The sequence below is a fragment of the Streptomyces sp. AHA2 genome (assembly GCF_036857595.1).
GTDB lineage: Bacteria > Actinomycetota > Actinomycetes > Streptomycetales > Streptomycetaceae > Streptomyces.
The window spans coordinates 503,407-529,723 of sequence record NZ_JAUQWJ010000002.1 but is presented as its reverse complement, the minus strand read 5'-3'; the positions used below and the strand labels follow the sequence as shown (position 1 = coordinate 529,723).

22 protein-coding genes are annotated in these 26,317 nt (G+C 73.6%); 12 read left to right on the top strand and 10 right to left on the bottom strand.

Going from position 1 to position 26,317, the window contains the following annotated elements:
- Nucleotides 1-144 precede the first annotated feature (144 nt).
- A complete protein-coding gene (locus Q5694_RS06465; protein WP_443040821.1) occupies nt 145-2,385 on the top strand; it encodes a hypothetical protein in 2,241 nt (746 codons plus the stop codon).
- Between the two features lie 84 nt (nt 2,386-2,469).
- On the opposite strand, the gene Q5694_RS06460 is transcribed toward Q5694_RS06465, so the two are convergent.
- Nucleotides 2,470-2,826, bottom strand: coding sequence for a HesB/IscA family protein (locus tag Q5694_RS06460; RefSeq protein WP_010037217.1), 357 nt, complete (start codon nt 2,824-2,826; stop codon nt 2,470-2,472).
- A 283-nt stretch (nt 2,827-3,109) separates the two neighbouring features.
- Here Q5694_RS06460 and nadA point away from each other — a divergent pair, with 283 nt between their 5' ends.
- Nucleotides 3,110-4,294 carry a quinolinate synthase NadA gene (gene nadA, locus Q5694_RS06455; RefSeq protein WP_333931080.1) on the top strand — a complete coding sequence of 395 codons (1,185 nt, stop codon included), beginning with the start codon at nt 3,110-3,112 and terminating at the stop codon, nt 4,292-4,294.
- 419 nt (nt 4,295-4,713) lie between these two features.
- Here the strand turns inward: nadA and Q5694_RS06450 are convergent, their stop codons facing one another.
- The 5 genes from Q5694_RS06450 to Q5694_RS06430 all read right to left on the bottom strand — a co-directional run bounded on the left by Q5694_RS06450 (nt 4,714) and on the right by Q5694_RS06430 (nt 11,099).
- Nucleotides 4,714-7,836: an efflux RND transporter permease subunit gene (locus tag Q5694_RS06450; protein ID WP_333931079.1), complete on the bottom strand. Its 3,123-nt coding sequence runs from the start codon at nt 7,834-7,836 to the stop codon at nt 4,714-4,716.
- Nucleotides 7,837-7,994: 158 nt separating this feature from the next.
- Complete coding sequence (locus tag Q5694_RS06445; RefSeq protein WP_333931078.1) at nt 7,995-8,678, bottom strand: response regulator transcription factor; 684 nt, start codon at nt 8,676-8,678, stop codon at nt 7,995-7,997.
- Nucleotides 8,675-9,898 carry a sensor histidine kinase gene (locus tag Q5694_RS06440; RefSeq protein ID WP_333931077.1) on the bottom strand — a complete coding sequence of 408 codons (1,224 nt, stop codon included), beginning with the start codon at nt 9,896-9,898 and terminating at the stop codon, nt 8,675-8,677. The genes Q5694_RS06445 and Q5694_RS06440 overlap by 4 nt, the downstream gene beginning before the upstream one ends.
- Before the next feature lie 113 nt (nt 9,899-10,011).
- A complete protein-coding gene (gene pspAA / locus Q5694_RS06435; RefSeq protein ID WP_333931076.1) occupies nt 10,012-10,290 on the bottom strand; it encodes a PspA-associated protein PspAA in 279 nt (92 codons plus the stop codon).
- A 23-nt stretch (nt 10,291-10,313) separates the two neighbouring features.
- A complete protein-coding gene (locus Q5694_RS06430; RefSeq protein WP_333931075.1) occupies nt 10,314-11,099 on the bottom strand; it encodes a PspA/IM30 family protein in 786 nt (261 codons plus the stop codon).
- A gap of 318 nt (nt 11,100-11,417) precedes the next feature.
- On the opposite strand from Q5694_RS06430, the gene Q5694_RS06425 reads away from it, so the two are divergent.
- Together Q5694_RS06425 and Q5694_RS06420 are read left to right on the top strand one after the other, a co-directional pair.
- Nucleotides 11,418-12,017, top strand: coding sequence for a DUF3043 domain-containing protein (locus Q5694_RS06425; RefSeq protein WP_333931074.1), 600 nt, complete (start codon nt 11,418-11,420; stop codon nt 12,015-12,017).
- 83 nt (nt 12,018-12,100) lie between these two features.
- Nucleotides 12,101-12,802 (top strand): class I SAM-dependent methyltransferase, encoded by a 702-nt coding sequence (locus tag Q5694_RS06420; protein ID WP_333931073.1) that lies wholly within the window; start codon nt 12,101-12,103, stop codon nt 12,800-12,802.
- 58 nt (nt 12,803-12,860) lie between these two features.
- On the opposite strand, the gene Q5694_RS06415 is transcribed toward Q5694_RS06420, so the two are convergent.
- Nucleotides 12,861-13,073, bottom strand: coding sequence for a hypothetical protein (locus Q5694_RS06415; RefSeq protein WP_333931072.1), 213 nt, complete (start codon nt 13,071-13,073; stop codon nt 12,861-12,863).
- 276 nt (nt 13,074-13,349) lie between these two features.
- Between Q5694_RS06415 and Q5694_RS06410 the strand changes: the two genes are divergently transcribed.
- Complete coding sequence (locus tag Q5694_RS06410) at nt 13,350-14,549, top strand: bifunctional adenosylcobinamide kinase/adenosylcobinamide-phosphate guanylyltransferase (protein ID WP_333931071.1); 1,200 nt, start codon at nt 13,350-13,352, stop codon at nt 14,547-14,549.
- 84 nt (nt 14,550-14,633) lie between these two features.
- On the opposite strand, the gene Q5694_RS06405 is transcribed toward Q5694_RS06410, so the two are convergent.
- The gene (locus Q5694_RS06405) at nt 14,634-15,680 is read right to left on the bottom strand and encodes a class I SAM-dependent methyltransferase (RefSeq protein ID WP_333931070.1); all 1,047 of its coding nucleotides are present in this window, start codon (nt 15,678-15,680) and stop codon (nt 14,634-14,636) included.
- A 181-nt stretch (nt 15,681-15,861) separates the two neighbouring features.
- On the opposite strand from Q5694_RS06405, the gene cobT reads away from it, so the two are divergent.
- Entirely contained in the window at nt 15,862-16,962 is a 1,101-nt protein-coding gene (gene cobT / locus Q5694_RS06400; protein ID WP_333931069.1) for a nicotinate-nucleotide--dimethylbenzimidazole phosphoribosyltransferase, read from the top strand.
- A 131-nt stretch (nt 16,963-17,093) separates the two neighbouring features.
- Nucleotides 17,094-17,792 carry a hypothetical protein gene (locus tag Q5694_RS06395; RefSeq protein WP_333931068.1) on the top strand — a complete coding sequence of 233 codons (699 nt, stop codon included), beginning with the start codon at nt 17,094-17,096 and terminating at the stop codon, nt 17,790-17,792.
- On the opposite strand, the gene Q5694_RS06390 is transcribed toward Q5694_RS06395, so the two are convergent.
- On the bottom strand, nt 17,732-18,493 hold the full coding sequence (locus Q5694_RS06390) for a hypothetical protein (RefSeq protein WP_333931067.1): 762 nt from the start codon (nt 18,491-18,493) through the stop codon (nt 17,732-17,734). The two genes, Q5694_RS06395 and Q5694_RS06390, sit on opposite strands and share 61 nt — an antisense overlap.
- A gap of 60 nt (nt 18,494-18,553) precedes the next feature.
- Here Q5694_RS06390 and Q5694_RS06385 point away from each other — a divergent pair, with 60 nt between their 5' ends.
- Together Q5694_RS06385 and Q5694_RS06380 are read left to right on the top strand one after the other, a co-directional pair.
- Nucleotides 18,554-19,336 carry an adenosylcobinamide-GDP ribazoletransferase gene (locus Q5694_RS06385; RefSeq protein ID WP_333931066.1) on the top strand — a complete coding sequence of 261 codons (783 nt, stop codon included), beginning with the start codon at nt 18,554-18,556 and terminating at the stop codon, nt 19,334-19,336.
- Nucleotides 19,337-19,419: 83 nt separating this feature from the next.
- Nucleotides 19,420-20,031, top strand: a complete 612-nt coding sequence (locus Q5694_RS06380) for an RDD family protein (protein WP_333931065.1) — start codon at nt 19,420-19,422, stop codon at nt 20,029-20,031.
- On the opposite strand, the gene Q5694_RS06375 is transcribed toward Q5694_RS06380, so the two are convergent.
- Nucleotides 19,991-20,770: an endo alpha-1,4 polygalactosaminidase gene (locus tag Q5694_RS06375; protein ID WP_333931063.1), complete on the bottom strand. Its 780-nt coding sequence runs from the start codon at nt 20,768-20,770 to the stop codon at nt 19,991-19,993. The genes Q5694_RS06380 and Q5694_RS06375 overlap by 41 nt on opposite strands.
- A 304-nt stretch (nt 20,771-21,074) precedes the next feature.
- On the opposite strand from Q5694_RS06375, the gene Q5694_RS06370 reads away from it, so the two are divergent.
- The 3 genes from Q5694_RS06370 to sucB all read left to right on the top strand — a co-directional run bounded on the left by Q5694_RS06370 (nt 21,075) and on the right by sucB (nt 26,250).
- On the top strand, nt 21,075-22,601 hold the full coding sequence (locus Q5694_RS06370; protein WP_333931062.1) for a leucyl aminopeptidase: 1,527 nt from the start codon (nt 21,075-21,077) through the stop codon (nt 22,599-22,601).
- A 346-nt stretch (nt 22,602-22,947) separates the two neighbouring features.
- Nucleotides 22,948-24,336, top strand: a complete 1,389-nt coding sequence (lpdA, locus tag Q5694_RS06365) for a dihydrolipoyl dehydrogenase (protein WP_333931061.1) — start codon at nt 22,948-22,950, stop codon at nt 24,334-24,336.
- Nucleotides 24,337-24,399: 63 nt separating this feature from the next.
- Entirely contained in the window at nt 24,400-26,250 is a 1,851-nt protein-coding gene (sucB, locus tag Q5694_RS06360; RefSeq protein ID WP_333931060.1) for a 2-oxoglutarate dehydrogenase, E2 component, dihydrolipoamide succinyltransferase, read from the top strand.
- The last annotated feature ends 67 nt before the right edge of the window (nt 26,251-26,317 follow it).

Here is a 26,317-nt window from a genome sequence, read left to right as displayed (position 1 = left end):
GGCGCACGCACGGGAACCGCGAGCTCCCCCGCTGCGTCCCATCGCCGTCCCCCGTAAAGGGGAGACGGGATACGACCCACCGGCGGCCCCGATCCGGCCGGGCAGGGGTCCCTGGGACAGCTGTGCAGCCGAAGGAGCGATGCGGTGAACACCGAGCGACCCGAGAACGACGACACCGCGAGGGAACCGGGCGCCACCGCCGACGCCCGGACGTCCGGGAAGCCGGATCCTTCGAGCTCGGCCGGGGCTCCGGAAGGTGCCGGGGGTTCCGAGGTCTCCGGGCGGACCGGGCACTCCGTGACGGCCGGGACGGACCAGGCCGACGGGACGGGCGGGACCCCCGAGCCCGCGACGTCGTCGGGGACCGGCGAGACGACCGAGGCGGGGGCAGCACGGGCCACGGGGAGCGCCGGGGCGCAGGAGCCGGACACGAGCGGCCCTGCCACGGCCACCGGCACGACACCGGCCGGCGTCCCCGATGCGGCCGGGGCGAGCGCGGAGCGCATCGATGTGGCCCGGGCGAGCGCGGACGCCCGTGACGCCGGGGCCGACGCGAAGTCCGCGGCCGACACCGGGACGAGCCCGGAGCCTGTCGATGCGGCCGGGGCGAGCGCGGAGCGCATCGATGTGGCCGGGGCGAGCGCGGACGCCCGTGACGCCGGGGCCGACGCGGAGTCCGCCGCCGACACCGGGACGAGCCCGGAGCCTGTCGATGCGGCCGGAGCGAGCGCGGAGCCTGTCGATGCGGCCGGGGCGAGCGCGGAGCCTGTCGATGCGGCCGGAGCGAGCGCGGAGCGCACCCGTGATGCCGGGGCCTACGCGAAGTCCGCGGCCGACGCCGGGGCGAGCGCGGAGCGCATCGATGCTGCCGGGGCCGGGCGAGCACGCTCGGGGGCCGCCTCCGGCGAGGGTCAGGACGTCTCCCCCCTGGGCGGTCACGGGGACCGGGCCCCGCACGGCGGCAGCCGGTCCCGTACGCCCGTGCTCGTCGCCTCCGTCGCGGCCGCCGTGCTGCTGATCGGCGGGGGTGGGGCGTGGCTCGCCTCGAACGCGTCGGGCGGCACGGACGGCAAGGCCGCCCCGGGTGCGCCCGGCGGGGACGGCACTCCCCCGCCGCTCGCCCTCGACGGGTACTCCGAGTCCGCACCGGGCGACGGCAACGGCATCGCGCCCGGTGAGCCCAACCCCTACGGCGTCACCTACCGCGTCGACGGCGAGCTGCCCGACGGCCCCCGCGAGGCCCCGGTGTACCGGGCCGGCGGCGAGGTCGCGAAGGAGGACGTGGCCCGGCTGGCGAAGGCGCTCGGAGTCGAGGGCACGCCGGTCGCGCAGGGCGAGGCGTGGAAGATCGGGGGCCAGGACGGTTCCGGACCGGCGCTGCAGGTGAACCGGCAGGCGCCCGGTGCCTGGACGTTCAGCCGGTACGCACCGGGCACCGACGACTGCAAGGGCGTCGACACCTGCAAGGGCCCGCGGGCCGCCGGCGGCGACCCGGTCGGCGAGGCGGAGGCGGAGAAGGCCGCCGCGCCCGTACTGAAGGCGGTCGGCCAGGACGGCGCGAAGCTCGACGCGAGCCAGGTCATGGGCGCCCAGCGGGTGGTTAACGCCGAGCCCCGGGTCGGCGGCCTGCCCACGCACGGCTGGACGACCGGGATCACCGTCGGCCCGGACGGCGAGGTCGTCGGCGGCAGCGGCCGACTGCGCACGCCGGTGAAGGGCGACACCTACCCCGTGGTGGGCGCCGAGAAGGCGCTGGAGCTGATGGAGGGGCAGCCGAAGGGCGACCACCGGACGGGCACCGGCGGCTGCGCCACCCCCGTTCCGCTGGAGGACCGCCCTCAGGAGCCCTGCGGCACGCCGTCGGGCGGCGGGCCCGCGAAGGACACGGTGACGGTCGAGGACGCGGCGTTCGGGCTGGCCGCGCACCACGTGGACGGGCGTCAGGCGCTGGTGCCGTCCTGGCTGTTCGAGGTGCGGGCGCCCGGCGCGCGGGATCCCTTCACGGTGACGTACCCGGCGGTGGAGCCGAGGTACCTGGCCTCGCCCGCGCCGAGCGAGCCGGAGGAGCGGCCGACCTCGGCGCCCAGGCCGCGTGCGGTGAAGGTGGACGGCTACCGGGCCGAGGGCGCGGAGCTGACGGTGACGTTCACGGGCGGCGTGTGCGCCGACTACGACGTGGAGACGGCCGAGAAGGGCGACGAGGTGACGGTCACGGTGACGTCGACCCCGTGGCGGGACAAGGTGTGCATCATGATCGCCAAGCAGTTCCAGAAGACCGTGCAGCTGGACGAGCCGCTGGGTGCGCGCGGGGTCGTGGACGCGGACGGCAAGGCGGTGCCGCTGGCCAAGGAGGGCGCGCGGCTGCCCGCTCCGCCCACGCGCTAGCCCGGGAACCACGAAGGCGGCGGCCCCGTCGGAGGGGGCCGCCGCCTTCGTCGCGTCCGCTTGCCGCCGGGGCGGCCGGCCGGCTCAGCTGAAGGAGTCGCCGCAGGCGCAGGAACCCGTCGCGTTCGGGTTGTCGATCGTGAAGCCCTGCTTCTCGATGGTGTCGACGAAGTCGATCGTGGCACCACCCAGGTACGGGGCGCTCATGCGGTCGGTGACGACCTTCACACCGCCGAAGTCCTTCTCCACGTCGCCGTCGAGCGAACGCTCGTCGAAGAAGAGCTGGTAACGCAGGCCGGAGCAGCCGCCGGGCTGGACGGCGACGCGCAGCGCGAGGTCGTCGCGGCCTTCCTGGTCGAGCAGCGCCTTGACCTTGGACGCGGCGGCGTCGGTCAGGATGATGCCGTCGGTGACGGTGCTGGTCTCGTCCGATACGGACATCTACATCTCTCCCGGGTTGTACGGAGACTGCTTGCCGACGGTTGCAACCGGCGGGGCCTCGGATTCATTCCGGGACCGGGCGCTCGATCTCGGCTCCTTGCCATGCTCGCACACCCGCCCGGGAGCGGAAAACGGCTCTTTCCGGGGCTTCCCGGGAATGAACGGCGACCGGCCGGGATTCACGTCACACAGACGCTATGGCCATCGTCAAAGTGACGTGAAGCGTTTATGATAGATAGCGTCAAACCGACGAAAAGTCGCAGAAACAGAAAGGGTGCGTGTGGTGACCACCGCCCAGACCCAGGACCTCGACGTACAGCCGACGCCCCTCGCCCTGCTGCTCCTCGGCCGTGAGGCCGACCCGCGGAGCGAGCGCGGCGTGGAGTGTCCCGGTGACCTGCCCTCGCCGTCCGACCCGGACCTGGTGGAGCGCGCCCGCAAGGCGAAGGAGAAGCTCGGGGACAAGGTCTTCGTGCTCGGCCACCACTACCAGCGCGACGAGGTCATCCAGTTCGCCGACGTGACGGGTGACTCCTTCAAGCTGGCCCGGGACGCGGCGGCGCGTCCGGAGGCCGAGTACATCGTCTTCTGCGGTGTGCACTTCATGGCGGAGTCCGCGGACATCCTCACCTCCGACGACCAGAAGGTCGTGCTGCCCGACCTGGCCGCCGGCTGCTCGATGGCCGACATGGCGACGGCCGAGCAGGTCGCCGAGTGCTGGGACGTGCTGACCGAGGCGGGGATCGCCGAGCAGGTCGTGCCCGTCTCCTACATGAACTCCTCCGCCGACATCAAAGCCTTCACCGGCAAGCACGGCGGCACCATCTGCACCTCCTCCAACGCCAAGCGCGCCCTGGACTGGGCCTTCGAGCAGGGCGAGAAGGTGCTGTTCCTGCCCGACCAGCACCTGGGCCGCAACACCGCCGTGCGGGACATGGGCATGTCCCTGGACGACTGCGTCGTCTACAACCCGCACCGGCCGAACGGCGGCCTGACCGCCGACGAACTGCGCGGCGCGAAGATGATCCTCTGGCGCGGCCACTGCTCGGTGCACGGCCGCTTCAGCCTGGACTCGGTGAACGACGTGCGCGAGCGCATCCCGGGCGTGAACGTCCTGGTGCACCCCGAGTGCCGGCACGAGGTCGTGGCCGCCGCGGACTACGTCGGCTCGACGGAGTACATCATCAAGGCCCTGGAGGCCGCCCCGGCCGGTTCCAAGTGGGCCATCGGCACCGAGCTGAACCTGGTCCGCCGCCTGGCGAACCGTTTCGCTCCGGAGGGCAAGGAGATCGTCTTCCTCGACAAGACGGTCTGCTTCTGCTCGACCATGAACCGCATCGACCTCCCCCACCTGGTCTGGGCCCTGGAGTCCCTGGCCGAGGGAAACCTCGTCAACCGCATCGAGGTGGACAAGGAGACCGAGGCGTTCGCGAAGCTGGCCCTGGAGCGGATGCTGGCGCTGCCGTAGCCGTCACCCGGAGTGGGGCTGCCGCCCGAGGCGGGCGGGGCCGACGCTGAAGACCGTGCCGCCGGGGGTGGCGGCGACCAGGGCGCCGTCGGGGTCCGCACCTCGGTGGCGCCCCGGTCGGCGTCGTCGCGCGCGGCCCGCGGGGGCGTCTCCCAGAGGAGGAGGCCGGCGCGCGCCGGCACGGAAAGCCGCCGGTCCGGACGGAACACCGCGTCCGCGGCGTGGTGGGCGTGCACCACCTTCAGGGCCACCTTCAGGGCCACCTCGCGGCCCGGCCCGCGCCCTGGCCCCTTAGACGACCCCCGTGCCCCCGGCCCGAGCCGGTGGAGCAGCGTGCGGGCGCCCGGGAGGGCACAGGGCGGCGGCCGGGCACCGGACCGCAGGGGTCGGGTGCCCGGCCGCGCCGCGGGAGCGGACCGTCAGGCGTTGGCGGGCTCGGCCTTCTCGGCGCCCTCGGTGCCGGCGTCCGTGAGGCCCTTCTTCGCCGCGCGCTTCTTCGCCCGGCGTTCCTTGCGCAGTTCGACCATCGCGTACAGCGTCGGAACCAGCAGCAGGGTGAGCAGGGTGGACGTCACCAGGCCGCCGATCACCACCACGGCCAGCGGCTGGGCGATGAAGCCGCCCTCGCCGGTGATGCCGAGGGCCATGGGCAGCAGGGCGAAGATCGTCGCCAGGGCCGTCATGAGGATCGGGCGCAGCCGGTGCCGGCCGCCCTCGATCACGGCCTCGACGACGCCGTGGCCCTGCTTGCGGTACTGGTTGATCAGGTCGATCAGCACGATCGCGTTGGTGACCACGATGCCGATCAGCATCAGCATGCCGATCATCGCCGGGACGCCCATCGGGGTTCCGGTGGCGACCAGCAGGCCGATCGCGCCGGTGGCCGCGAACGGGATGGAGACCAGCAGGATCAGCGGCTGGATCAGCGACCGGAAGGTGCCGACCAGCAGCATGAAGACGATCGCGATGGCCGCGAGCATCGCCAGGCCCAGGTTGGCGAACGCCTCGTCCTGGTCCTCGGAGACACCGCCGATGGACGCGGTGGCGCCCTCCGGGAGCTTGAGAGCGTCGATCTTCGACTGCAGCTCGGCGCTGACCGCGCCGGTGTTGTCGCCGGTGGGCTTGGCGGTGATGGTGGCGGCGCGCTGGCCGTCGATCCGGGTCATGGAGACCGGCCCGTCGACCACCTTCACCGTCGCGACGTCACCGAGCTTCACCGAGGCGCCCAGGCGCAGGTCCTTGAGCTGCTGCAGGGTCCGCGCGGGCTTGGCCGAGCGGATGACGACGTCGCGCTCGGTGTCGTCCAGGACGGCCTTGGCCGCCGGGGTGCCGCGCACGGCCTGGGCGACGACGGCCCCGAGGGCCTGGTCGTCGAAACCGGCCGCGGCCGCCCTGCCGTTGGCCTGCACGGAGATGCGCGGGACGCTCTGCGACAGGTCGCTGCTGACGTCCCTGACGTCGTCGAGCGAGGCGACGGCCTTGCGGACCTCCTCGGACGCCGTGCGCAGGACGCCGGCGTCGGCGGCCTTCACGACCACGCTGAGGTCCTGGGCGCCGAAGCCGTCACCGGCGGAGACGGTGGTGGTGCCGATGCCCTTCAGCCCGGCCAGGCCCTTCTCGATGTCGTCCTGGACGTCCTCGGCGGACGCGGAGTCCTCCAGGCTCACCTGGTACGACGCCTGGTTGGTGTCCGTGCCGCCGCCGAAGGCGGCCATGAAGCCGGACGAGCCGATCGTGACCTGGTAGTCCTTCACGCCGTCGGTGTCCGCGAGCAGCCGCTCGACCTTCCTGGCCTGGGCGTCGGTGGCGGTCAGGCTGGTGCCGGGCTTCAGCTCCTGCTTGACGGTGAGGACCTCGACCTCCCCCTGGTCGAAGAAGTTGGTCTTCAGCAGCGGCGCCATGCCGAAGGTGCCGACCAGCACCACGACCGCGATGGCCACGCTGGTGAGGCGGCGGCGGGTGGCGAAGCGCAGGACAGGCACGTAGACACGCTGCAGGCGGCTCCTGGCCTCCTTCTCCTCGGCCAGCCGGCGTGCCTCGGCCGCGTCCTCGGGCGTGCCCTTGGGCGGGCGCAGGAACCAGTACGACAGGACCGGCACGACCGTCAGGGAGACGAGCAGGGACGCCAGCAGGGCGGCCGTCACGGTCAGGCTGAACGAGCCGAACAGCTCGCCCACCATGCCGCCGACCAGGCCGATCGGCAGGAAGACCGCGACCGTGGTCAGCGTCGAGGACGTCACCGCGCCCGCGACCTCGCGGACGGCGTTGAGGATGGCCGAATGACGCTCCTCGCCGTAGCCGAGGTGCCGCTTGATGTTCTCCAGGACCACGATCGAGTCGTCGACGACCCGGCCGATGGCGATGGTCAGGGCGCCCAGGGTGAGGACGTTGAGCGACAGGTCGCGCGTCCACAGCACGATCAGCGCCAGCACCACGGACAGCGGGATGGACACCGCGGTGACGAGGGTGGAGCGGACCGAGGCGAGGAAGACGAGGATCACCAGGACGGCGAAGAGCAGACCGAGCGCGCCCTCGGTGGTCAGGCCCTCGATGGACTTCGACACGGCCGGGCCCTGGTCGCTGACGACCGTGAGGGTCGCGCCGGAGCCGAGGTCCTCGCGCAGACCGGGCAGCTTGTCGTGGACGGCCTCGGAGATGGCGACCGCGCTGCCGTCGCGGTCCATGGTCACGGCGACGGCGAGGCTGGGCTTGCCGTCGGTGCGCGTGATGGAGTCGGCCGGGGCCTCCTGCTGCTTCACCGTGGCCACGTCGCCGAGGCGCACCGGCTCGCCCTTGCCCGGCTCGCCCTTGACCATCAGGTCGCTGATCTGCCCGACGGAGGTGAAACCGCCGCCGACCTGGACGGTGCGGTTGGCGCCGTCCTCGTCGAAGGAGCCGGCCGGAACGGTCGCGCCGCCCGCCCTCAGGGCCTCGCCGAGCGCCTGGGCGGTCAGTTCGGCCCGCGCCAGCTTCGCGTCGTCGGGCGTGACGGTGACCTGGACGTCGCGCACGCCGTCGACGGTGACCTGACCGACGCCGTCGATGCTCTTCAGGTCCGGCACGACCGTCTTGTCGAGCTGGTCGGCCAGCGCCTGCTGGTCGCGGCCGGAGGTGACGGCCAGCACGACGGTCGGGATGTCGTCCGTGGAGCCGGCGACGACCTGCGGGTCGACGTCGTCCGGGAGCTGGACGCGGGCCCGGTTGACGGCCTGCTGGACGTCGGCGACCAACTGCTCGGTGTCGTTGCCGTAGTCGAAGGACGCCATGATCACGGCGTTGCCCTCGCTGGCGGTGGAGGTGACGCCGCTGATGCCGTCGACGGCTTCGAGGTTGTCCTCGATGGGCTCGACGACCTGCTTCTCGACCACGTCCGGGGACGCGCCCTGGTAGGGCGCCAGCACGGACACCATGGGCAGTTCGATGGTGGGCAGCAACTGCTGCTTGAGCTGGGGTATCGCGATCGCCCCGAAGACGAGCGCGATGATCGACATCAGCCCGATCAAGGCCCGTTGCGCGAGGCTGAACCTGGACAGCCAGGACATGGGTGAGGATCTCTCTTCTGTTAACGGCAGAAGCGGCGGCGGGCGCGCGGACGAGCGCCCGTCCCTACACCCTGAGCCATGGGACGACGCTGTCCCGTAGGCCCCAGGTCCATTTCCTTATCCGGCGCATACTCCGGCCGCAGTACGCCCGGGAGTGCTCACTCCACCCTCGGACGGACCAGACCGGATTCGTAGGCGATGACCACGAGCTGGGCACGGTCACGGGCCCCGAGCTTGGCCATGGCCCGGTTGACGTGCGTCTTCACCGTCAGCGGGCTCACCTCCAGCCGCTCGGCGATCTCGTCGTTGGAGTGGCCGCCGGCCACCTGCACCAGCACCTCGCGCTCGCGGACGGTGAGGGAGTCCAGGCGTTCGCCGCGAGCGGGGTCGCGGTCGCCGTCGGCCGGGTCCTCCTGGGCGAGGAAGCGGGAGATCAGGCCGGTGGTGGCCGCCGGGGAGAGCAGGGCCTGGCCGCCGGCGGCGATCCGGATGGCGTTCAGCAGCTCCTCGGGCTCGGAGCCCTTGCCGAGGAAGCCCGAGGCCCCGGCGCGCAGCGACTGCACGACGTAGTCGTCCACCTCGAACGTCGTCAGGATGACCACCCGGACGCCGGCCAGCTCGGGGTCGGCGCTGATCAGGCGGGTCGCGGCGAGACCGTCGGTGCCGGGCATCCGGATGTCCATGAGGACGACGTCGGGGTGGTGCTCCCCGGTCAGCCGCACCGCCTCCGCGCCGTCGGAGGCCTCCCCGACGACCTCCATGTCGGGCTCGGAGTCGACCAGCACGCGGAAGGCGCTGCGCAGCAGCGCCTGGTCGTCGGCGAGCAGGACGCGGATGGTCATGCGGGGCCCTCCCCGTCGGGCGTGCGGTTCTTGACGGGCAGGATCGCATGGACACGGAATCCGCCGCCGTAGCGGGGACCGGTGGTGAGGGTGCCGCGCAGGGCGGTGACGCGCTCGCGCATGCCGAGCAGCCCGTGGCCGCCACCGCTGCCGGGGGCCTCGTTGTCGCCGGTGCCGTCGTCGAGGACGGTGATCTCGATGTTCGGCCCGACGCGGACCACGCTGACCTCGGCCTTGGCCTGTGCTCCGGCGTGCTTCTGCACGTTGGTGAGGGCCTCCTGGATGATCCGGTAGGCCGCCAGGTCGACGGCCGCGGGCAGGGCGCTGCCCTGGTCGGCGCGGGCGACCTCGATGTGCAGGCCCGCGTTGCGGAAGGTGCCGGCGAGTTCGTCGAGGCGGTCCAGGCCCGGGGCGGGCTCGGTGGGGGCCTCCGGGTCGCCGGACTGGCGGAGCAGGCCGACGGTGGCGCGCAGTTCGTTGAGCGCGGAGCGGCTGGCCTCACGGACGTGGGAGAGGGCCTCCTTGGCCTGGTCGGGGCGTTTGTCCATGACGTGGGCTGCGACCCCGGCCTGGACGTTGACCAGGGCGATGTGGTGGGCGACGACGTCATGAAGGTCGCGGGCGATGCGCAGGCGTTCCTCGGCGACCCGGCGGCGGGCCTCCTCCTCCCGGGTGCGCTCGGCGCGTTCGGCGCGCTCCCGGATGGCCTGGACGAAGGCGCGGCGGCTGCGGACGGCGTCGCCGGCGGTGGCGCCGATGCCGGTCCAGGCGAAGATCGCGAAGTTCTCCTGCGCGTACCAGGGCAGGCTGCCGGCCGCCATGGCGGTGCCGGTGAGCACGGTCATGGTGAGCAGGCCGACGCGCCAGGTGGTGGGCCGGTCGGTGGTGGAGGCGACGGTGTACAGGGCGATGACGGCGGACATCGCGACGGGCGCGCGGGGGTCGGCGGTCACGGACTCGACGACGGACGCCGCGCCGGTGACGGCGAGGACCCGCATCGGGGCGCGGCGGCGGAGGACGAGGGCCGCGGCGGCCAGGGCCATCAGCACGAGGCTGAGGGTGTCCGGGGTGCGCAGGACCCCCCAGCTGACGTCGTCACGATGCCGGGGCTCCACGAAGGACCCGGCGACCATGCAGACCAGGACGGCGGCGGCCAGGGCCGCGTCCACGGCCAGAGGGTGTGCCTTGGCCCGGCACCTGGCCCGTGCGAGTGTGCTCACGAGCGTTCACGGTATCCGGGCCGGAGGCCGCGCCCCCAGCCCTCGGCCGGCCGGACGGGGCCGGGTCCCCGCCGTCGTGCGGCCGGGCGGACGGCCGGTGCCGGGTGCAGCGCTCAGCCCGGGATCAGGCCGTCGTCGCCGAGGAGCTCCCGGACGTCCTCCAGCGTGGCGTCCGGGGACGGCAGGATCAGCTCGGACGGCTCCAGGGAGTCGTCCGGCAGCGGTTCGCCGAGGTCGCGGACCCTGGCCAGCAGGGCGTGGAGGGTGCGCCGGAAGCCGGGGCCGTCGCCGTTCTCCATTTCCGCGAGCAGTTCGTCGTCCAGCTTGTTCAGCTCGGCGAGGTGGCCGTCGGCCAGGATGACCTGGCCCTCCCCCATGATCCGTACGATCATGTCGCCCTCCTAGGCGTGGACCCCTACTGCTTGTCGAAGCGCGGGGTGTCCTGCGGCTGCTGCTGCGACTGCTGCGCGCTCGTGCCGCCCTCGATGGCCTGCTGCCCGGCGCTCGGGCCTCCGGCCAGCTCGGCCTTCATCCGCTGCAGTTCCAGCTCCACATCCGTACCACCGGAGAGCCGGTCCAGCTCGGCCTGGATGTCGTCCTTGTGCATGCCGGAGGGGTCGTCGAGGGCACCGGAGGCGAGCAGTTCGTCGATCGCGCCGGCGCGGGCCTGGAGCTGGGCCGTCTTGTCCTCGGCACGCTGGATGGCCAGGCCCACGTCGCCCATCTCCTCGGAGATGCCGGAGAAGGCCTCGCCGATGCGGGTCTGCGCCTGGGCCGCCGTGTACGTGGCCTTGATCGTCTCCTTCTTCGTGCGGAAGGCGTCGACCTTGGCCTGCAGGCGCTGGGCCGCGAGGGTGAGCTTCTCCTCCTCGCCCTGGAGCGTGGCGTGCTGGGTCTCCAGGTCGGTCACCTGCTGCTGGAGCGCGGCCCGGCGGGAGAGCGCCTCGCGGGCGAGGTCCTCGCGGCCCAGCGCGAGGGCCTTGCGTCCCTGGTCCTCCAGCTTCCCCGACTGCGACTGCAACTGGTTCAGCTGGAGCTCCAGGCGCTTGCGGCTGGTCGCCACGTCGGCGACACCGCGCCGCACCTTCTGGAGCAGCTCCAGCTGCTTCTGGTACGAGTAATCGAGGGTCTCGCGCGGGTCCTCGGCCCGGTCAAGGGCCTTGTTCGCCTTCGCGCGGAAGATCATCCCCATACGCTTCATGACACCGCTCATGGGCTTCGCGCGCCCCCTTCTGACCGACTCCGGCTCGAGCTCCTGCGACAGAACCCACAGTACGGGCCCTGCATCCATTACCGCACTGTTCGGGGACGGATGCGCTCATCCCCAAGGACGACTGCGCGCGCTCCTGATCCGGCGTAGGGAGTAGGTGGTACCCGGGGTCACCGGAGGCGTACCTCCGGGGGAACGACCGGGTGCGTGCACAACGTCCCGTCTGTCCCCTTACAGACGACTGGTGTTGCCGGATCGTTCCCCGGTGGACTGGGGTCCATGCCCGTCAAGCCCGTACCCTTGGGTTTTGTGTTCCGTAGCCGTGCCAAGGAAGAGAAGGCCCAGGCCGCCGACAAGGCGCCGGTGAACTTCTCCAAGCAGCCCCGCGACCCGCAGGCCCCCAAGGGCCGCCCCACGCCCAAGCGCAGCCAGGCCCAGAGCCAGCGGCGCAGCGTGGCCAACACGTCGATGACGCGCAAGGAGGCCGCCAAGCGCCAGCGCGAGGAGCGCCGTGCCGCCCTCGAGCGCCAGCGCCAGGCACTGGCCAGCGGCGACGAGCGGTACCTGCCCGCGCGTGACAAGGGACCGGTCCGCCGGTTCGCCCGCGACTTCGTCGACTCGCGGTTCAACATCGCGGAGTTCTTCCTGCCGATGGCCGTGATCATCCTCGTGCTGAGCATGGTGCGGGTGGCGTCGCTGCAGAACGTCGCGCTGCTGCTGTGGCTCGTGGTGATCGTGCTGATCGTGCTCGACTCGTTCGTCACGGCCTTCCGCCTGAAGAAGCAGCTGAACGAGCGCTTCGCCGGTGAGAACAAGCGCGGCGCGGTCGCCTACGCCCTGATGCGCTCCCTCCAGATGCGTCGGCTCCGGCTGCCCAAGCCGCAGGTCAAGCGCGGAGAGCGGCCCTGACCACGACGCCGTTCTCCGGGGGCGCGGCGGACGCCTGGCTGGACAAGCTGGGCGGGCTGCGCGATGTCGTCCGGCAGGAGCTGGTGGCCCGCCAGCTGGACGAGCAGATAGTGGCCAGGTTCCCGGTCGGGCGGCGGCTGCGGGTGCTCGACGTGGGGATGGGCCAGGGCACGCAGGCGCTGCGGCTGGCCCGGGCCGGGCACCAGGTGACCGGCCTGGAGCAGGACGCGAAGATGATCTCCGTGGCGCGGGAGGCCCTCGCCGGGGAACCGGAGGGCATCCGGGAGCGGATGCGGATCATCGAGGGCGACGGCCGGGACACCGGCGTGCACTTCATGCCGGGCAGCTTCGACGTGGTTCTCTGCCACGGCGTGCTGATGTACGTGGAGGAGCCCGACCCGCTGCTGGCGGGGCTGGCCCGGATGCTCGCGCCCGGCGGTCTGCTGTCCCTGCTGGTGCGCAACGGTGACGCCCTCGCGCTGCGTCCGGGGCTCTCCGGCGACTGGGCGGGCGCGCTGGCCGCGTTCGACACGGTCGCCTACCGCAACCGCCTCGGGCTGGACGTGCGGGCCGACCGGCTGAAGGACCTGACGGCGACGCTCGCCGGGATCGGGGCGCCGCTGCACGCCTGGTACGGCGTGCGGGTGTTCACGGACACGGCCGCGGACGGCGCCGGGATCCCCGCCGACGTGGAGACGCTGCTCGCGGTGGAGGAGAAGGCCGGGCGGACGGATCCGTACCGCGGGGTGGCGGCGCTGCTGCACCTGTGCGGCGTGCGGGGCTGACACCGCCGGCCGGAACACGAGCGACAGGGGCGAGGGCCCGGGCCCTCGCCCCCCGGGCTCACGCCTCGGCCGCGTGCAGGCTCATCGGCCCGTAGATCTCCGTGTCGTCCTCGAACAGCCGCACCTGGTCGGCGCCGCCCTCCTGCAGGTCCTTCCAGTGCTCCCCGATCCAGGACTCGGCGTCCCCCTGGGTCGTGAAGTCCTCCGGCGTCACCGCGGGCTGGACCTCCGTCCCGTCGGCCTTCTCGAACCGCCACGTCCATGCCGCCATGTACGCCTCCCATGTGTGTGAGCACATTGCACAGCGAGAAGCCGGAACAGGGTCCGGCTCCTGACCAGAGCCTATGCGCTCCGCCGGGTGGGACGGGACAGCCGGCCGGATGCGCGGTGGGGGGCGCGTGCGGGTCGCCGCGGGAATGCCGCGCGGGTGCGGGCGGACGGCCGTGGAGGGCCGCGCCCCGCGGCACAGCCGCAGCTGTCCCGGCTCCGCGCCCCTTGAGGGCGTCTCCGTCACGCGCGTCCCGGACGCGCGGGTGAGAATCGGGGCGTGGAACTCACTCTCCTCGGCACCGGCGCCCCCGCGGGACTCCCCCGCCCCGACTGTCCCTGCGCGGCCTGTGCGGTCGCCCTCGGTCCCGACGCGCGGGCGGCGACCGCGCTGCTGCTGGACGGGGTGCTGCTGCTCGACCTGACGCCCGGGGCGGCGTTCGCGGCGGCCAGGGCGGGCCGTTCCCTGGCCGGGGTGCGGCAGGTGCTGCTGTCCCACCCGCACGACGGGCCCGCGGTGGAGGTGCCGGCCGGCCTGCCGCAGCCCGGACGGGTGCCGGACGGGCGGGAGTTGACACTGCTGACGGGGCATCGGGTGCGGGCGGTGGCGCTCGACGCGCCGGGCACGGGCTACGCGGTGACGGGCCCGGAGGGGCAGCGGCTGCTGTACCTGCCGCCGGGCGGGGCGCCGGCCGGGATCGAGGGGCCGGCCGAGCCGTACGACATGGTCCTCGCGGACGTGGTGGGGCGGCCGGACGCGCTGGCGAAGCTGCGGGCGGTGGGGGCCGTGGGGCCGACGACCGACGTGGTCGCCGTCCATCTGGACCACGACGTGCCGCCCGGGCCGGAGCTGGGGCGGCGGCTGGCCGCGGCCGGGGCCCGGGCCGTGCCGGACGGGGTGGCGCTGACGGTGGGGGTGTACGAGCACGTACCGGACGTGCCGCGGCGGACGCTGGTGCTGGGCGGGGCGCGTTCGGGCAAGTCGGTGGAGGCCGAGCGGCGGCTGGAGGCCTTCCCCGACGTGCTGTACGTGGCCACGGGCGGGTCGCGCAACGGGGACACCGAGTGGTCCTCGCGGGTGGCCGCGCACCGGGACCGGCGGCCGGGGTCGTGGCAGACGGTGGAGACCTGCGACCTGGTGCCGCTGCTGGCCGCGGAGGGGCCGCCGCTGCTGATCGACTGCCTGTCGCTGTGGCTGACCGACGCCATGGACGGCGTCGGGGCGTGGGACGACGCGGTCTGGGCGGAGAGCGGGGAGAAGGCGCTGCGGGAGCGGGTGCGGGAGCTGACGGAGGCGGTCCGGGCCACGCGGCGGACCGTGGTGGCCGTGACGAACGAGGTGGGCTCGGGCATCGTGCCGGCGACCGCGTCGGGGCGCCGGTACCGGGACGAACTCGGACGCCTGAACGCGGGGTTCGCGGACGAGTGCGAGCACGTACTGCTGGTGGTGGCGGGCCAGGCGATGCCCTTGCGGGGCTGACGGACACCGGCCCCCCGGCCGCGCCCTCCCCCGGCGGCACGGGCCGGGGAGGCGCGGGGCCGGGGAGCGTGCCGGGGGTGCGCGCTACGGGGCCGTGCGGGCGATCAGCCGGTAGGTGTTGGCGAAGCGGGTGCGCCGGGCCACCGGGGCCACGAGGTGGTCCGCCGCCGCCGCCAGTGCCACCAGGGGCATGCCCGCCCGCAGCAGGGCCGAGCGGGTGTGCCGGTGGAGCGGGGGCGGGGGGACGGCCCGCCAGGGGGTGTCCGGGGCCGGGATGCCGTGCGAGAGGGCCAGGGCCATGGCGCCGGACAGGTCGTGCGGGATGTGGACCGGACGGTGGTCGAGCGTCAGGACCTCGCAGCCGGCCGTCTCCAGTTCGGCGCGCAGGTTGCGCGGGGGCAGCAGGTGCAGGTGGCGGGGCTGGTCGTAGGGGAGCCACCAGCGGCCCAGGAGGGCGGCGAAGACGCTGCGGGGGCTGAGGGTCTCGACGATCAGGTGACCGCCCGGGCGCAGCACGGTCAGGGCCGCCCGGAGTTCGGCGCGGGGGTCGGGCGTGCCCTCCAGGTGGTGGAGCATGCTGACCACGTCGTAGCGGCCGCGCAGCTCGGCGGTGATGCGGGGGTCCGTCAGCCGGCCGACGTGGGCCTCCTCGACGCGGTCGGCCGAGCGGGCGCGGACCACCCGGGGCGTGGGGTCCAGGCCGTCGAAGGCGGTGTAGGGGAAGTACCGCCGGGCCGTCGCGGGGAAGCGCGCGTGGCCGGTGCCGACGTCCAGCCAGCTCTCGGGCTCCCCGGTGCGCAGCATCGCCCGGGCGGCCGAGCGGTGGCGGCGGGGGCTGGCGCGCAGGGCGAGCAGGCCGTCGCTCGCCGGGTCCCGGGGCGCCCCGCGCACGGTGCGGTGGTACAGGGCGAGACCCTCGGCCGTGAGGCGGGGGTTCTGGAAGGTGTGGCCGCAGTCGCGGCATTCGTCGACGGTGAAGACGCCCGGTTCGTACTCGCGCAGGTCGCCGGTGCGCAGCCGGTTGCGCAGCCGCGCGGAGCCGCACCAGGGGCAGTCCTCCCGGCGCGGTTCGTGGACGGGGGTGCTGGTGCGGGGGGCGGGGGGTGCGGAGGGGGCGGGACGGGCGGGCATGGGCGGCTCCCGGGCACGACGGCGTACGGCAGGACGGCGGGGACGTCCGGGGGACGAACATGTAGGACAATCCACGCGGAACGGAACGTATGGGATGCCGATGCCGGGTGCAACGATGCCGTCCCGGCGGAGTCGCGACGTGGCGCCCTGCCGTTCGACGGCGGCCGGTACTGTTCGGCGAATGAGCTCGCTTAATCTCGACGACTTCACCGATCTGATCGAGCGTCCGGACGGCGGGATCCGCCGCGACGCCGAGGCGCGCCGGGAGCGACAGGTCGTGCCGCCCGGGTCGCTGGGCCGGCTGGACGACCTGGGTGAGTGGCTGGCCGCGGCGCAGTCGGCGGTGCCGGTGCGGCCGGTGGAGCGGCCGCGCGTGGTGCTCTTCGCCGGTGATCACGGCGTCGCCGCCCTGGGCGTCTCGGCCCGTCCGGCGGGCAGCGCCGCGGAGTCGGTGCGCGAGGTGCTGGAGGGCGGCCGGCCGGTGTCGGTCCTCGCCCGGCGGATGAACGTGCCCGTGCGGATCGTCGACATGGCCCTGGACTGCGATCCGCAGACCCTGCCCGAGGACGTCGTGCGCCACCGGGTGCGGCGCGGCAGCGGGCGGATCGACGTCGAGGACGCGCTGAACCCGGAGGAGGCCGAGGCGGCGTTCCGGGCCGGGGTGGCGGTGGCCGACGAGGAGGCCGACTCGGGCACGGACCTGGTGGTGCTCGGCGACGTGAGCGTCGGTGGGACCACGGCGGCGGGCGTCCTGGTCGCCGCGCTGTGCGGGGTCGACGCCTCGGTGGTCACCGGGCGCGGCGGGCTGGCCATCGACGACCTGGCGTGGATGCGCAAGTGCGCCGCCGTGCGCGACGCGCTGCGCCGGGCCCGGCCGGTGCTCGGGGACCAGATGCGGTTGCTGGCGACGCTGGGCGGCGCCGACCTCGCGGCGATGACGGGCTTCCTGCTGCAGAGCGCGGTGCGCAAGCTGCCGGTGGTGCTCGACGGGGTGGTGACGGCCGCGTGCGCGCTGGTCGGGCAGCGGATCGCGTTCCGGGCGCCGGACTGGTGGCTGGCCGCGCACGACAGCGGCGAGCCCGGACAGGCGAAGGCGCTGGACCGGATGGCGCTGGAGCCGCTCCTCGGCCACGGCGTGACCGTCGGCGAGGGCACCGGAGGGCTGCTGGCCCTGCCGCTGGTGCAGGCGGCGGCCGCGCTGGCCGCGGAACTGCCCGAGCGGCCCGAGGAGTCGGAGGCGGCCGACGCGTCGCGGGCCCCGGAGGTTCCCGCCGAGTCGTAGACGCTTCGGAGATCCGGGGCACGCACGCCCGGCTCAACCTCGTCCCGTTCCGGTCGGTCCCGGACCACGGTGTCGGTTTGACTGAGTCGCGGACACCCGCACCCGACCGACGCACCGACGAGGACGACCCGATGAGCACGCTCGCCCGCTGGGCCCGCGCCGAATGGGGGCCGCTGTTCGCCGCGGTGCGCGGGCCGCTGGCACGGCGGCGGTGGCGGGCGGTGCCGCTGGCGGTGACGGCCGTGTGCCTGACGGCCGCGCTGCACTTCGCCGACGGCCGGGCCTGGGGCCACCGGTTCGTGCAGAACGCGGGGGGTGTGCGGGCCGAGGACCCGATGTGGTCGGCGCTGCTGCGCACGCCGCTGTCGCTGTTCGTGCCCGCCCTGGACCTGCCGGTGTGGGGCGCGCTCGCGCAGCTGCTGATCGTCTTCGGGATCGCGGAGCTGTGTCTGGGCCGGTGGCGGACCCTGGCGATCGCCTACGCCGCCACGCTCGCGGGCACCCTCTACGCCCGCCTGGGCATCTGGCTGGGGCCGAACTCACCGCTCGGCCTGCCCGCCTCGGACGCGCGGGTCGTGGACACCGGGCCGTCGGCGGCCGTGGTGGGCCTGGCCGTGTTCGTCTCCTGGCGCTACCGCGCGTATGCCACCGGCGGGCTGGTGATCGCGGCGATGGTGGCCGAGGTCGTGCTGAAGGGGAACCTGGCGGGCAAGGAGCACCTCGCCGCGATCGCGGCCGTGCTGGTGCTGTGCGCGGCCGGCGAGCTGCGTCAGCGGCGCTCCAGGGCGCGGGCGGGCTCGGGATCCGGGGCGCCGCCGATCCAGTCCTGAAAGGCGCGCCGGGGGCCCGCCCAGCGGCGGTCGTGGTGGTAGGCGCGCAGCCCGGACTTGGCCCGGGCGCGAGGGCGGTTGCGGTAGAACCGCTTGGCCCACGGGGAGGCCGGACGGGCCAGCCGCACGGCGGCGACCAGGGCCACGAGCGGGATGATCACACCCAGGACGGCCATGCGGACCTTGCCCTTGAACAGGGCGATGAGGGCGAAGCCGAAGTTCACCAGGACGTTGGCGACGACGACGGCGCGGTTCTGCTGCTGGTCCTCGGTGAGGTCGTTCACCCCGAGCGGTGAGAAGCCGGTCAGCTGCAGGCCCACGAGGGAGGCGGTGAGCACCACCATCTCCACGCTCTTGCGCCCCTCCGGGGTCCAGTAGACGTCGGCGAGGTGCAGCACCAGGGCGAACTCGTCCAGCACCAGGCCCGCGCCGATGCCGAACAGCACCGCCGCCAGGCACGAGCCGAAGCCGTGCTGCCCGCCCGCCACCGCGCCGAAGCCGCCGACGAGGGTCAGGACGATCCCGGGAACCACGTGGTGGACGTGGACGCCGCCGCTGCTGATGTTGCCGAAGGGGCCCTTGCCCGCGCGGATGAGGCGGGTGATGACCCGGGTGATCACGAAGGTCAGCACGAAGGCGACGAGGGCGAGGAGCAGCGGCAGTTTGCCGGGTTCGATGATGTTCCGCTCCATCCATCCCATAGGGGAACTTTATCCTCGCCTGCCGTCACGGCTCTCGTGACCGGCGGGTAGCCTGCGCCGGTGCCCAGAACCTCGCCTCTCGACGGCCTCCGTTTCGCCTTCGGCACCCTCACGGTGTTCCCGGTCCGGGTGACCCGGTGGGACCGCGAGGCGGCCCGCGGCGGCATGCTGTGCGCGCCGCTCGCCGGGCTGGCCGTGGGGGCCGCCGCGGCCGGTGCCGGGCTGGCGCTGCTGGCCCTGGGCGCGGGCGCGCCGCTCGCCGCGGTGGCGACCGTCGCCGTGCCGGCGGCGCTCACCCGGGGTCTGCACCTCGACGGACTCGCGGACACCGCCGACGGGCTGGGCAGCGGCAAGCCGGCCGCGGACGCCCTGCGGATCATGAAGCAGTCGGACATCGGGCCGTTCGGGGTCGTCACCCTCGTCCTGGTCCTGCTCGCCCAGACCGCCGCGCTCGCCCAGGCCTACGACGCCTCCTGGACCCGGGGTGCCTGCGCCGCGCTCCTGTCGGCGACGGTCGCCCGGCTGGCCCTGACCCTGGCGGCCCGCACCGGTGTCCCCGCGGCCCGGCCGGAGGGGCTCGGGGCGGCGGTGGCGGGCGTGGTGCCGGTGCGGCGGGCCGCGGCCGCCGCGCTCCTGGTCGCACTGGCGGCGGCAGCGGCGGGCGGCGCCTGCGGGCCGTACGGCGCGGTCCGGGCCGTCCTCGCCGTCGCCCTCGCCCTGGCCGCCGCCGAGGCGCTGCTGCGGCACTGCACCCGGCGCTTCGGCGGGATCACCGGGGACGTCTTCGGCGGGCTGGCGGAGACGTCCGCGGCCACGGCGCTCATCGTTTCGTCACTGGGCTGAAACGATCCCTGCGCGGCCCTCCTGCACCGGCCGCGCAGCCGCTAGCTTCCTGACCCGAACACACAAGTGATCGGGGGACGTCCATGCCGAAGCTGCGCCGTGCCGTGGCCTGGTCCGTCGACTTCGCGCTGGTGGTGGTGCTGGCGTCGGCGCTCGCGACGCTCACCTTCCACCGGGTCTCGGCCCTGGTCACCGACGTGCCGGAGCTGGCCGCGCGGGGCGGCTGGGACCTGCTGACCTCGCGCGGCGACGTGGTCGACGCCTCCGCCGGCCTGGGGCTGTCGCTGTGGGACACGTCGGTGCTCTACGTCGAGCAGGCCTTCGGGCTGCTGGTGCTGGCGGTGTTCCTCTACCAGTGGGCGTGCCTGTCGCTGGCCGGGCGCACGGTCGGCAAGGCCCTGACCGGGCTGAAGGTCACCGGCGGCCGGCCGGGCCGGGTCCGGGCCGCGCGGCGGGCCGCCGTCACCACGGTCGTGGACGTCGCCGTGTACGCCGTGGCCTGCGTGCTGCTGGTCGAGGGGCACCTCGTGCTGTCGGTGCTGGTGTGGGCGGTCGCCGTGGTGCTGTTCCTGCTGAACGCGCTGCCGGTGCTCTCCCCCGGCCGCAGGTCGCTCGCGGACCGGCTGGCGGGCACCTCGGTCACCGGCATCGGCCTCAGCACGCCCGTCGCCACGCCCCCAGTTCGTACTTCTTGAGCAGCGAACTCAACTTCAGGCGGCGGGAGTCGGGGCAGAAGCGGCCGGTGGGCAGCTCGTACTCGACGTGGAAGACGGCCTTGTCCGCGTCGACGAACGGCTTCAGGGCCGCGCACTCGCCGTACTGGGCGCACTGCTCGTTGACGGCGAAGTCGAAGTCCCCGACGAGCTGCGGGATCTGGTCCAGGTCGTTCTTCAGCCCGACGGCCAGGCCGCGCTCGTGGGCCAGGCGGGCGATCAGCCGGTTGTAGCGGAGCTGGTCGGCGGCGGTGAGCGGGAAGCCGGTGTCGTTCCTGTAGCCGTCCATGTTGTCGGGCTCCACGGCGTCGAAGCCCTTGTCGCGGCACATGTCGACGCGGGCCGCCATCAGCGGCTCCAGGACGTCGGTGCGGCGGATGTCGAGCCAGCGCTCGCCCTTCCAGCCGTTGCCGCGGCCCAGCACGGACGCGGGGAACTCCTTGGCGTCCGGCCGGAACTCCTCCCAGGCGCCGGTGGACAGGTAGCAGATGACCTTGCGGCCGTCGTCGTGCAGCCGGGACACCGTGTCCGCGGAGTGGTCGTAGCCGTCGATGTCGTAGACCGGTACGTCGACCGAGGTGTCCAGGCGTCCGCTGAGCTGCCACTGCCAGCCGGTGCCCGGGCGGGGCTGCCAGCGCGGGCCGGGCTCGTCGTCCGGGGGCTGCGAACAGCCCGCGAGCAGCAGGGCGAGCAGGACCAGGAGCAGGGACGGACGTCTCACGGGGCGTTCTCCGCAGGGGATCGGGGGCGGGACGGGGGTGTCCCCGACGATCATCCCCCGCCCGGCCGGGCCGGGTTCACCGGTGCGGGGAGCGGGACGTGGCCGATGTGCCACCGGCGGGTGAACGCCCGTGGGCATGAGCCGGGCGGGCCACGCGCGTAGTCTCGTCGTCGAGTGTTCGCCGTACCGGGGAAGGCCCCGTCGAAAGCCGGCTCCGAGGTCGGCATAGGGTCGGCTGTCGGGCCCGGTCGACCCACACCGTTCGACCACCGCAACTTCACATCGGAAGCGAGATTTCACCACCGTGACTGCTCTCACTCTCAGCACCGCCGCGGCGCCCGGTCTGCGGGCCGACGCCATCGTGATCGGTGTGGCCAAGGGTGCCAAGGGACCGGTCGTCGCGCCGGGCGCCGAGGCCGTGGACAAGGCGTACGACGGCGGGCTCGCCGGCGTCCTGGAGACTCTCGGCGCCTCCGGTGCCGAGGGCGAGCTGACGAAGCTGCCGGCGCCGTCCGGCTTCAAGGCCCCGCTCGTGCTGGCGGTGGGCCTGGGCGCGGTGCCCGAGAAGGACGCCGGCTACGCCGCCGAGGCCCTGCGCAAGGCCGCCGGTGTCGCCGCCCGCGCCCTGGCCGGTGCCAAGAAGGCCGCCTTCGCCCTGCCGCTGAGCGACGCCGCCGACATCGAGGCGATCGGCGAGGGCGCGCTGCTCGGTGCGTACTCCTTCGACGCGTACAAGGAGAACGGCAAGGACGCCCGGGCCAAGAACGGCAAGGCACCCCTCGGCGAGGCCACGCTGCTCGGCGGCAAGTCCCGCGACAGGGCGCACAAGGCGGCCGTCGAACGGGCCGTCGCCGTGTCCGAGGAGCTGAACCGCGCCCGCGACCTGATCAACACCCCGCCGAACGACCTCAACCCCGAGGCGTTCGCCGCCATCGCCCAGGCCGCGGCCAAGGAGCACGGCATCAAGGTGCAGGTGCTCGACGAGAAGGCCCTCGTCAAGGGCGGCTACGGCGGCATCCTCGGCGTCGGGGCGGGCTCGGCGTCCGGTCCGCGCCTGGTCAAGCTGTCCTACACCTCCTCCAAGGCCAAGAAGCACCTCGCCTTCGTCGGCAAGGGCATCACGTACGACTCGGGCGGCATCTCGCTGAAGCCGGCCGGCCACAACGAGACGATGAAGTGCGACATGAGCGGCGCGGCCGCGGTGTTCGCCGCGGTCGTCGCCGCCGCGCGGCTCGGCCTGGAGGTCAACGTCACCGGCTGGCTGGCGCTCGCCGAGAACATGCCCTCCGGCTCGGCGACCCGTCCGGGTGACGTGCTGCGCATGTACAGCGGCAAGACCGTCGAGGTCCTCAACACGGACGCGGAGGGCCGCCTGGTGCTGGCCGACGCGCTGTGGGCCGCGTCGCAGGAGAAGCCGGACGCGATCGTCGACGTGGCGACGCTGACCGGGGCGATGGTGCTGGCGCTGGGCAGCCGGACCTTCGGGATCATGGCCAACGACGACGCGTTCCGCTCGGCGCTGCACGAGGCCGCGGAGGAGGTCGGCGAGCCGGCGTGGCCCATGCCGCTGCCGGAGCACCTGCGCAAGGGCATGGACTCGGCCACGGCCGACATCGCGAACATGGGCGAGCGGATGGGCGGCGGCCTGGTCGCCGGCCTGTTCCTGCGCGAGTTCGTGGGCGAGGGCATCACCTGGGCGCACCTCGACATCGCGGGCCCGGCCTTCAACGAGGGCGGACCGTTCGGGTACACCCCGAAGGGCGGCACGGGCAGCGGTGTGCGGACGCTGGTGCGGCTGGCGGAGCTGACGGCCGCGGGGGATCTGGGCTGACCCCCGCCTGAGAGCCCGGTCTCGCCGGTCGTGCGGCGAGTGCGGGGGCGTGGGGGCTGTTCGCGCGGTTCCCCGCCCCCCCGGGTCCGCGGCCCTTGCGGGCGCGGCCGCCGAGGCGCAGATCAGGCACGGCCACGTGGCCCTCCGGCGTGCTTCGCCGCGTGGCTCATCCGAACGTGGGGTGTCTCACACCGCAGCCCGGCGTCTCCTTGTGTGCCGACAAGTGCGAAGATGGGGCTCGGCAGGACAGGGCCCCACCGAAGGGCCGAAGAACGAGCGGCCGGACACCAGCCGCCTGCCGGTCATCGACGACCGGCTCACGGCGCACATGCATGGAGGACGTGACGTGGCGAACGACGCCAGCACCGTTTTCGACCTAGTGATCCTCGGCGGTGGCAGCGGTGGTTACGCCGCGGCCCTGCGCGGGGCGCAGCTGGGCCTGGACGTCGCCCTGATCGAGAAGGACAAGGTCGGCGGCACCTGCCTGCACCGGGGATGCATCCCCACCAAGGCCCTGCTGCACGCGGGCGAGATCGCCGACCAGGCCCGCGAGAGCGAGCAGTTCGGCGTGAAGGCCTCCTTCGAGGGCATCGACATCGCGGGCGTCCACAAGTACAAGGACGGCGTGATCGCCGGCCTGTACAAGGGCCTGCAGGGCCTGGTCGCCTCCCGCAAGGTGACCTACATCGAAGGTGAGGGCCGGCTGTCCTCCCCCACCTCCGTCGACGTGAACGGCCGCCGCGTGGAGGGCCGCCACGTGCTGCTCGCGACCGGCTCCGTGCCGAAGTCGCTGCCGGGCCTGGAGATCGACGGCAACCGGATCATCTCCTCCGACCACGCCCTGGTCCTGGACCGCGTGCCGAAGTCCGCGATCATCCTGGGCGGCGGCGTCATCGGCGTCGAGTTCGCCTCCGCCTGGAAGTCCTTCGGCACCGACGTCACGATCGTCGAGGGCCTGAAGCACCTCGTCCCGGTCGAGGACGAGAACTCCTCCAAGCTGCTGGAGCGCGCCTTCCGCAAGCGCGGCATCAAGTTCAACCTGGGCACCTTCTTCGAGAAGGCCGAGTACACCCAGGACGGCGTCAAGGTCACCCTCGCCGACGGCAAGACGTTCGAGGCCGAGATCCTCCTGGTCGCCATCGGCCGCGGCCCGGTCTCGCAGGGCCTGGGCTACGAGGAGCAGGGCGTCGCGATGGACCGCGGCTACGTCCTGGTCGACGAGTACATGCGCACGAACGTGCCGACCATCTCCGCCGTCGGTGACCTGGTCCCGACCCTCCAGCTCGCGCACGTCGGCTTCGCCGAGGGCATCCTGGTGGCGGAGCGCCTGGCCGGTCTGAAGACCGTCCCGATCGACTACGACGGCGTCCCGCGGGTGACGTACTGCCACCCCGAGGTCGCCTCCGTCGGCATCACCGAGGCCAAGGCCAAGGAGATCTACGGTGCGGACAAGGTCGTCGCTCTGAAGTACAACCTCGCGGGCAACGGCAGGAGCAAGATCCTGAACACCGCGGGCGAGATCAAGCTCGTCCAGGTCAAGGACGGTGCCGTCGTCGGCGTCCACATGGTCGGCGACCGCATGGGCGAGCAGGTCGGCGAAGCCCAGCTGATCTACAACTGGGAGGCGCTGCCCGCCGAGGTCGCGCAGCTCATCCACGCCCACCCGACGCAGAACGAGGCGCTCGGCGAGGCCCACCTGGCCCTGGCCGGCAAGCCCCTCCACGCGCACGACTGACCCCTCGGTCGACGAACGCGACGACACAGACTTCCGCACTTTCCGTAAGGAGCAACCGAAACCATGGCGGTTTCCGTAACCCTTCCGGCGCTCGGCGAGAGCGTCACCGAGGGCACCGTCACCCGCTGGCTGAAGGCCGAGGGTGAGCGCGTCGAGGCCGATGAGCCGCTGCTCGAGGTCTCCACCGACAAGGTCGACACCGAGATCCCCTCCCCCGCCTCCGGCGTGCTGTCCTCCATCAAGGTCGCCGAGGACGAGACCGTGGAGGTCGGCGCCGAACTGGCGCTGATCGACGACGGTTCCGGCGCCCCCGCGGCCGAGGAGGCCCCGGCCGCCGAGCAGGCCCCGCAGGCCGAGCAGGTCGCCGAGCCCGCCCCGGAGCCGGCCGCGGCCGCCCCCTCCACCGAGCAGGCCGCCCCGGCGCCCGCCCCGACCGCCGACGCCGCCGCCGGCGGCGGCTCCGCCGAGGGCACGGACGTCGTCCTGCCCGCCCTCGGCGAGTCCGTCACCGAGGGCACCGTCACCCGCTGGCTGAAGTCGGTCGGCGACACGGTCGAGGCCGACGAGCCGCTGCTGGAGGTGTCGACGGACAAGGTCGACACCGAGATCCCCGCCCCGGCCTCCGGCACGCTGCTGGAGATCGTCGTCAACGAGGACGAGACCGCCGAGGTGGGCGCCAAGCTCGCCGTCATCGGCGAGGCGGGTGCCGCTCCGGCCGCCGCCCCCGCGCAGGAGGCCCCGGCCGCCCCGGCCCAGCCCGAGCCCGCCCAGGCCCCGGCGCCGCAGCAGCCCGCCCCGGCCCAGCAGGCCCCCGCCCCGCAGGCTCCGGCCCAGCCGGCTCCGGCTCCGCAGGCCCCCTCGGCCCCGGCCCCGCAGCAGCAGACCACCCCGGCTCCCGAGCCGGTCCCGTCCGCTCCCGCGCCCGCCCCGGCCCAGACCCCGGCTCCGGCCCAGGCCCCGGCCGCCGCGAAGCCGGCCGACGACGGCGCCTACGTCACCCCGCTGGTGCGCAAGCTCGCCGCCGAGCAGGGCGTCGACCTGGCCACCGTCAAGGGCACCGGCGTCGGCGGCCGCATCCGCAAGCAGGACGTCGTCGCCGCCGCCGAGACCGCCAAGGCCGCCGCCGCTGCCCCGGCTCCGGCCGCCGCAGCCGCTCCGGCAGCGAAGAAGGCCCCCTCCCTGGAAGCCTCCCCGCTGCGCGGCCAGACCGTCAAGATGCCGCGGATCCGCAAGGTCATCGGCGACAACATGGTCAAGGCCCTGCACGAGCAGGCCCAGCTGTCCTCGGTCGTCGAGGTCGACGTCACCCGCCTGATGAAGCTGCGCGCCCGCGCCAAGGACGCGTTCGCGGCCCGTGAGGGCGTCAAGCTCTCCCCGATGCCGTTCTTCGTCAAGGCCGCCGCCCAGGCGCTGAAGGCCCACGCGCCGATCAACGCCCGGATCAACGAGGCCGAGGGGACCATCACCTACTTCGACACCGAGCACATCGGTATCGCGGTGGACTCCGAGAAGGGCCTGATGACCCCGGTCATCAAGAACGCCGGTGACCTCAACCTCGCCGGCATCGCCAAGGCCACGGCGGAGCTGGCGGGCAAGGTCCGCGCCAGCAAGATCACCCCGGACGAGCTGTCCGGCGCGACCTTCACCATCTCCAACACCGGGTCGCGCGGCGCGCTCTTCGACACGATCATCGTGCCGCCGGGCCAGGTCGCCATCCTCGGCATCGGCGCCACGGTCAAGCGCCCGGCCGTCATCGACACCGAGGACGGTCCCGTCATCGGCGTCCGGGACATGACGTACCTGACCCTGTCCTACGACCACCGCCTGGTGGACGGCGCCGACGCCGCCCGCTACCTGACGGCGGTCAAGGCCATCCTGGAGGCCGGCGAGTTCGAGGTCGAGCTCGGTCTCTGACCTTCGGTTCCACGGCTGATCGATGCCCCGTCCGGATCTCCCGGGCGGGGCATCGTCGTACCCGAGG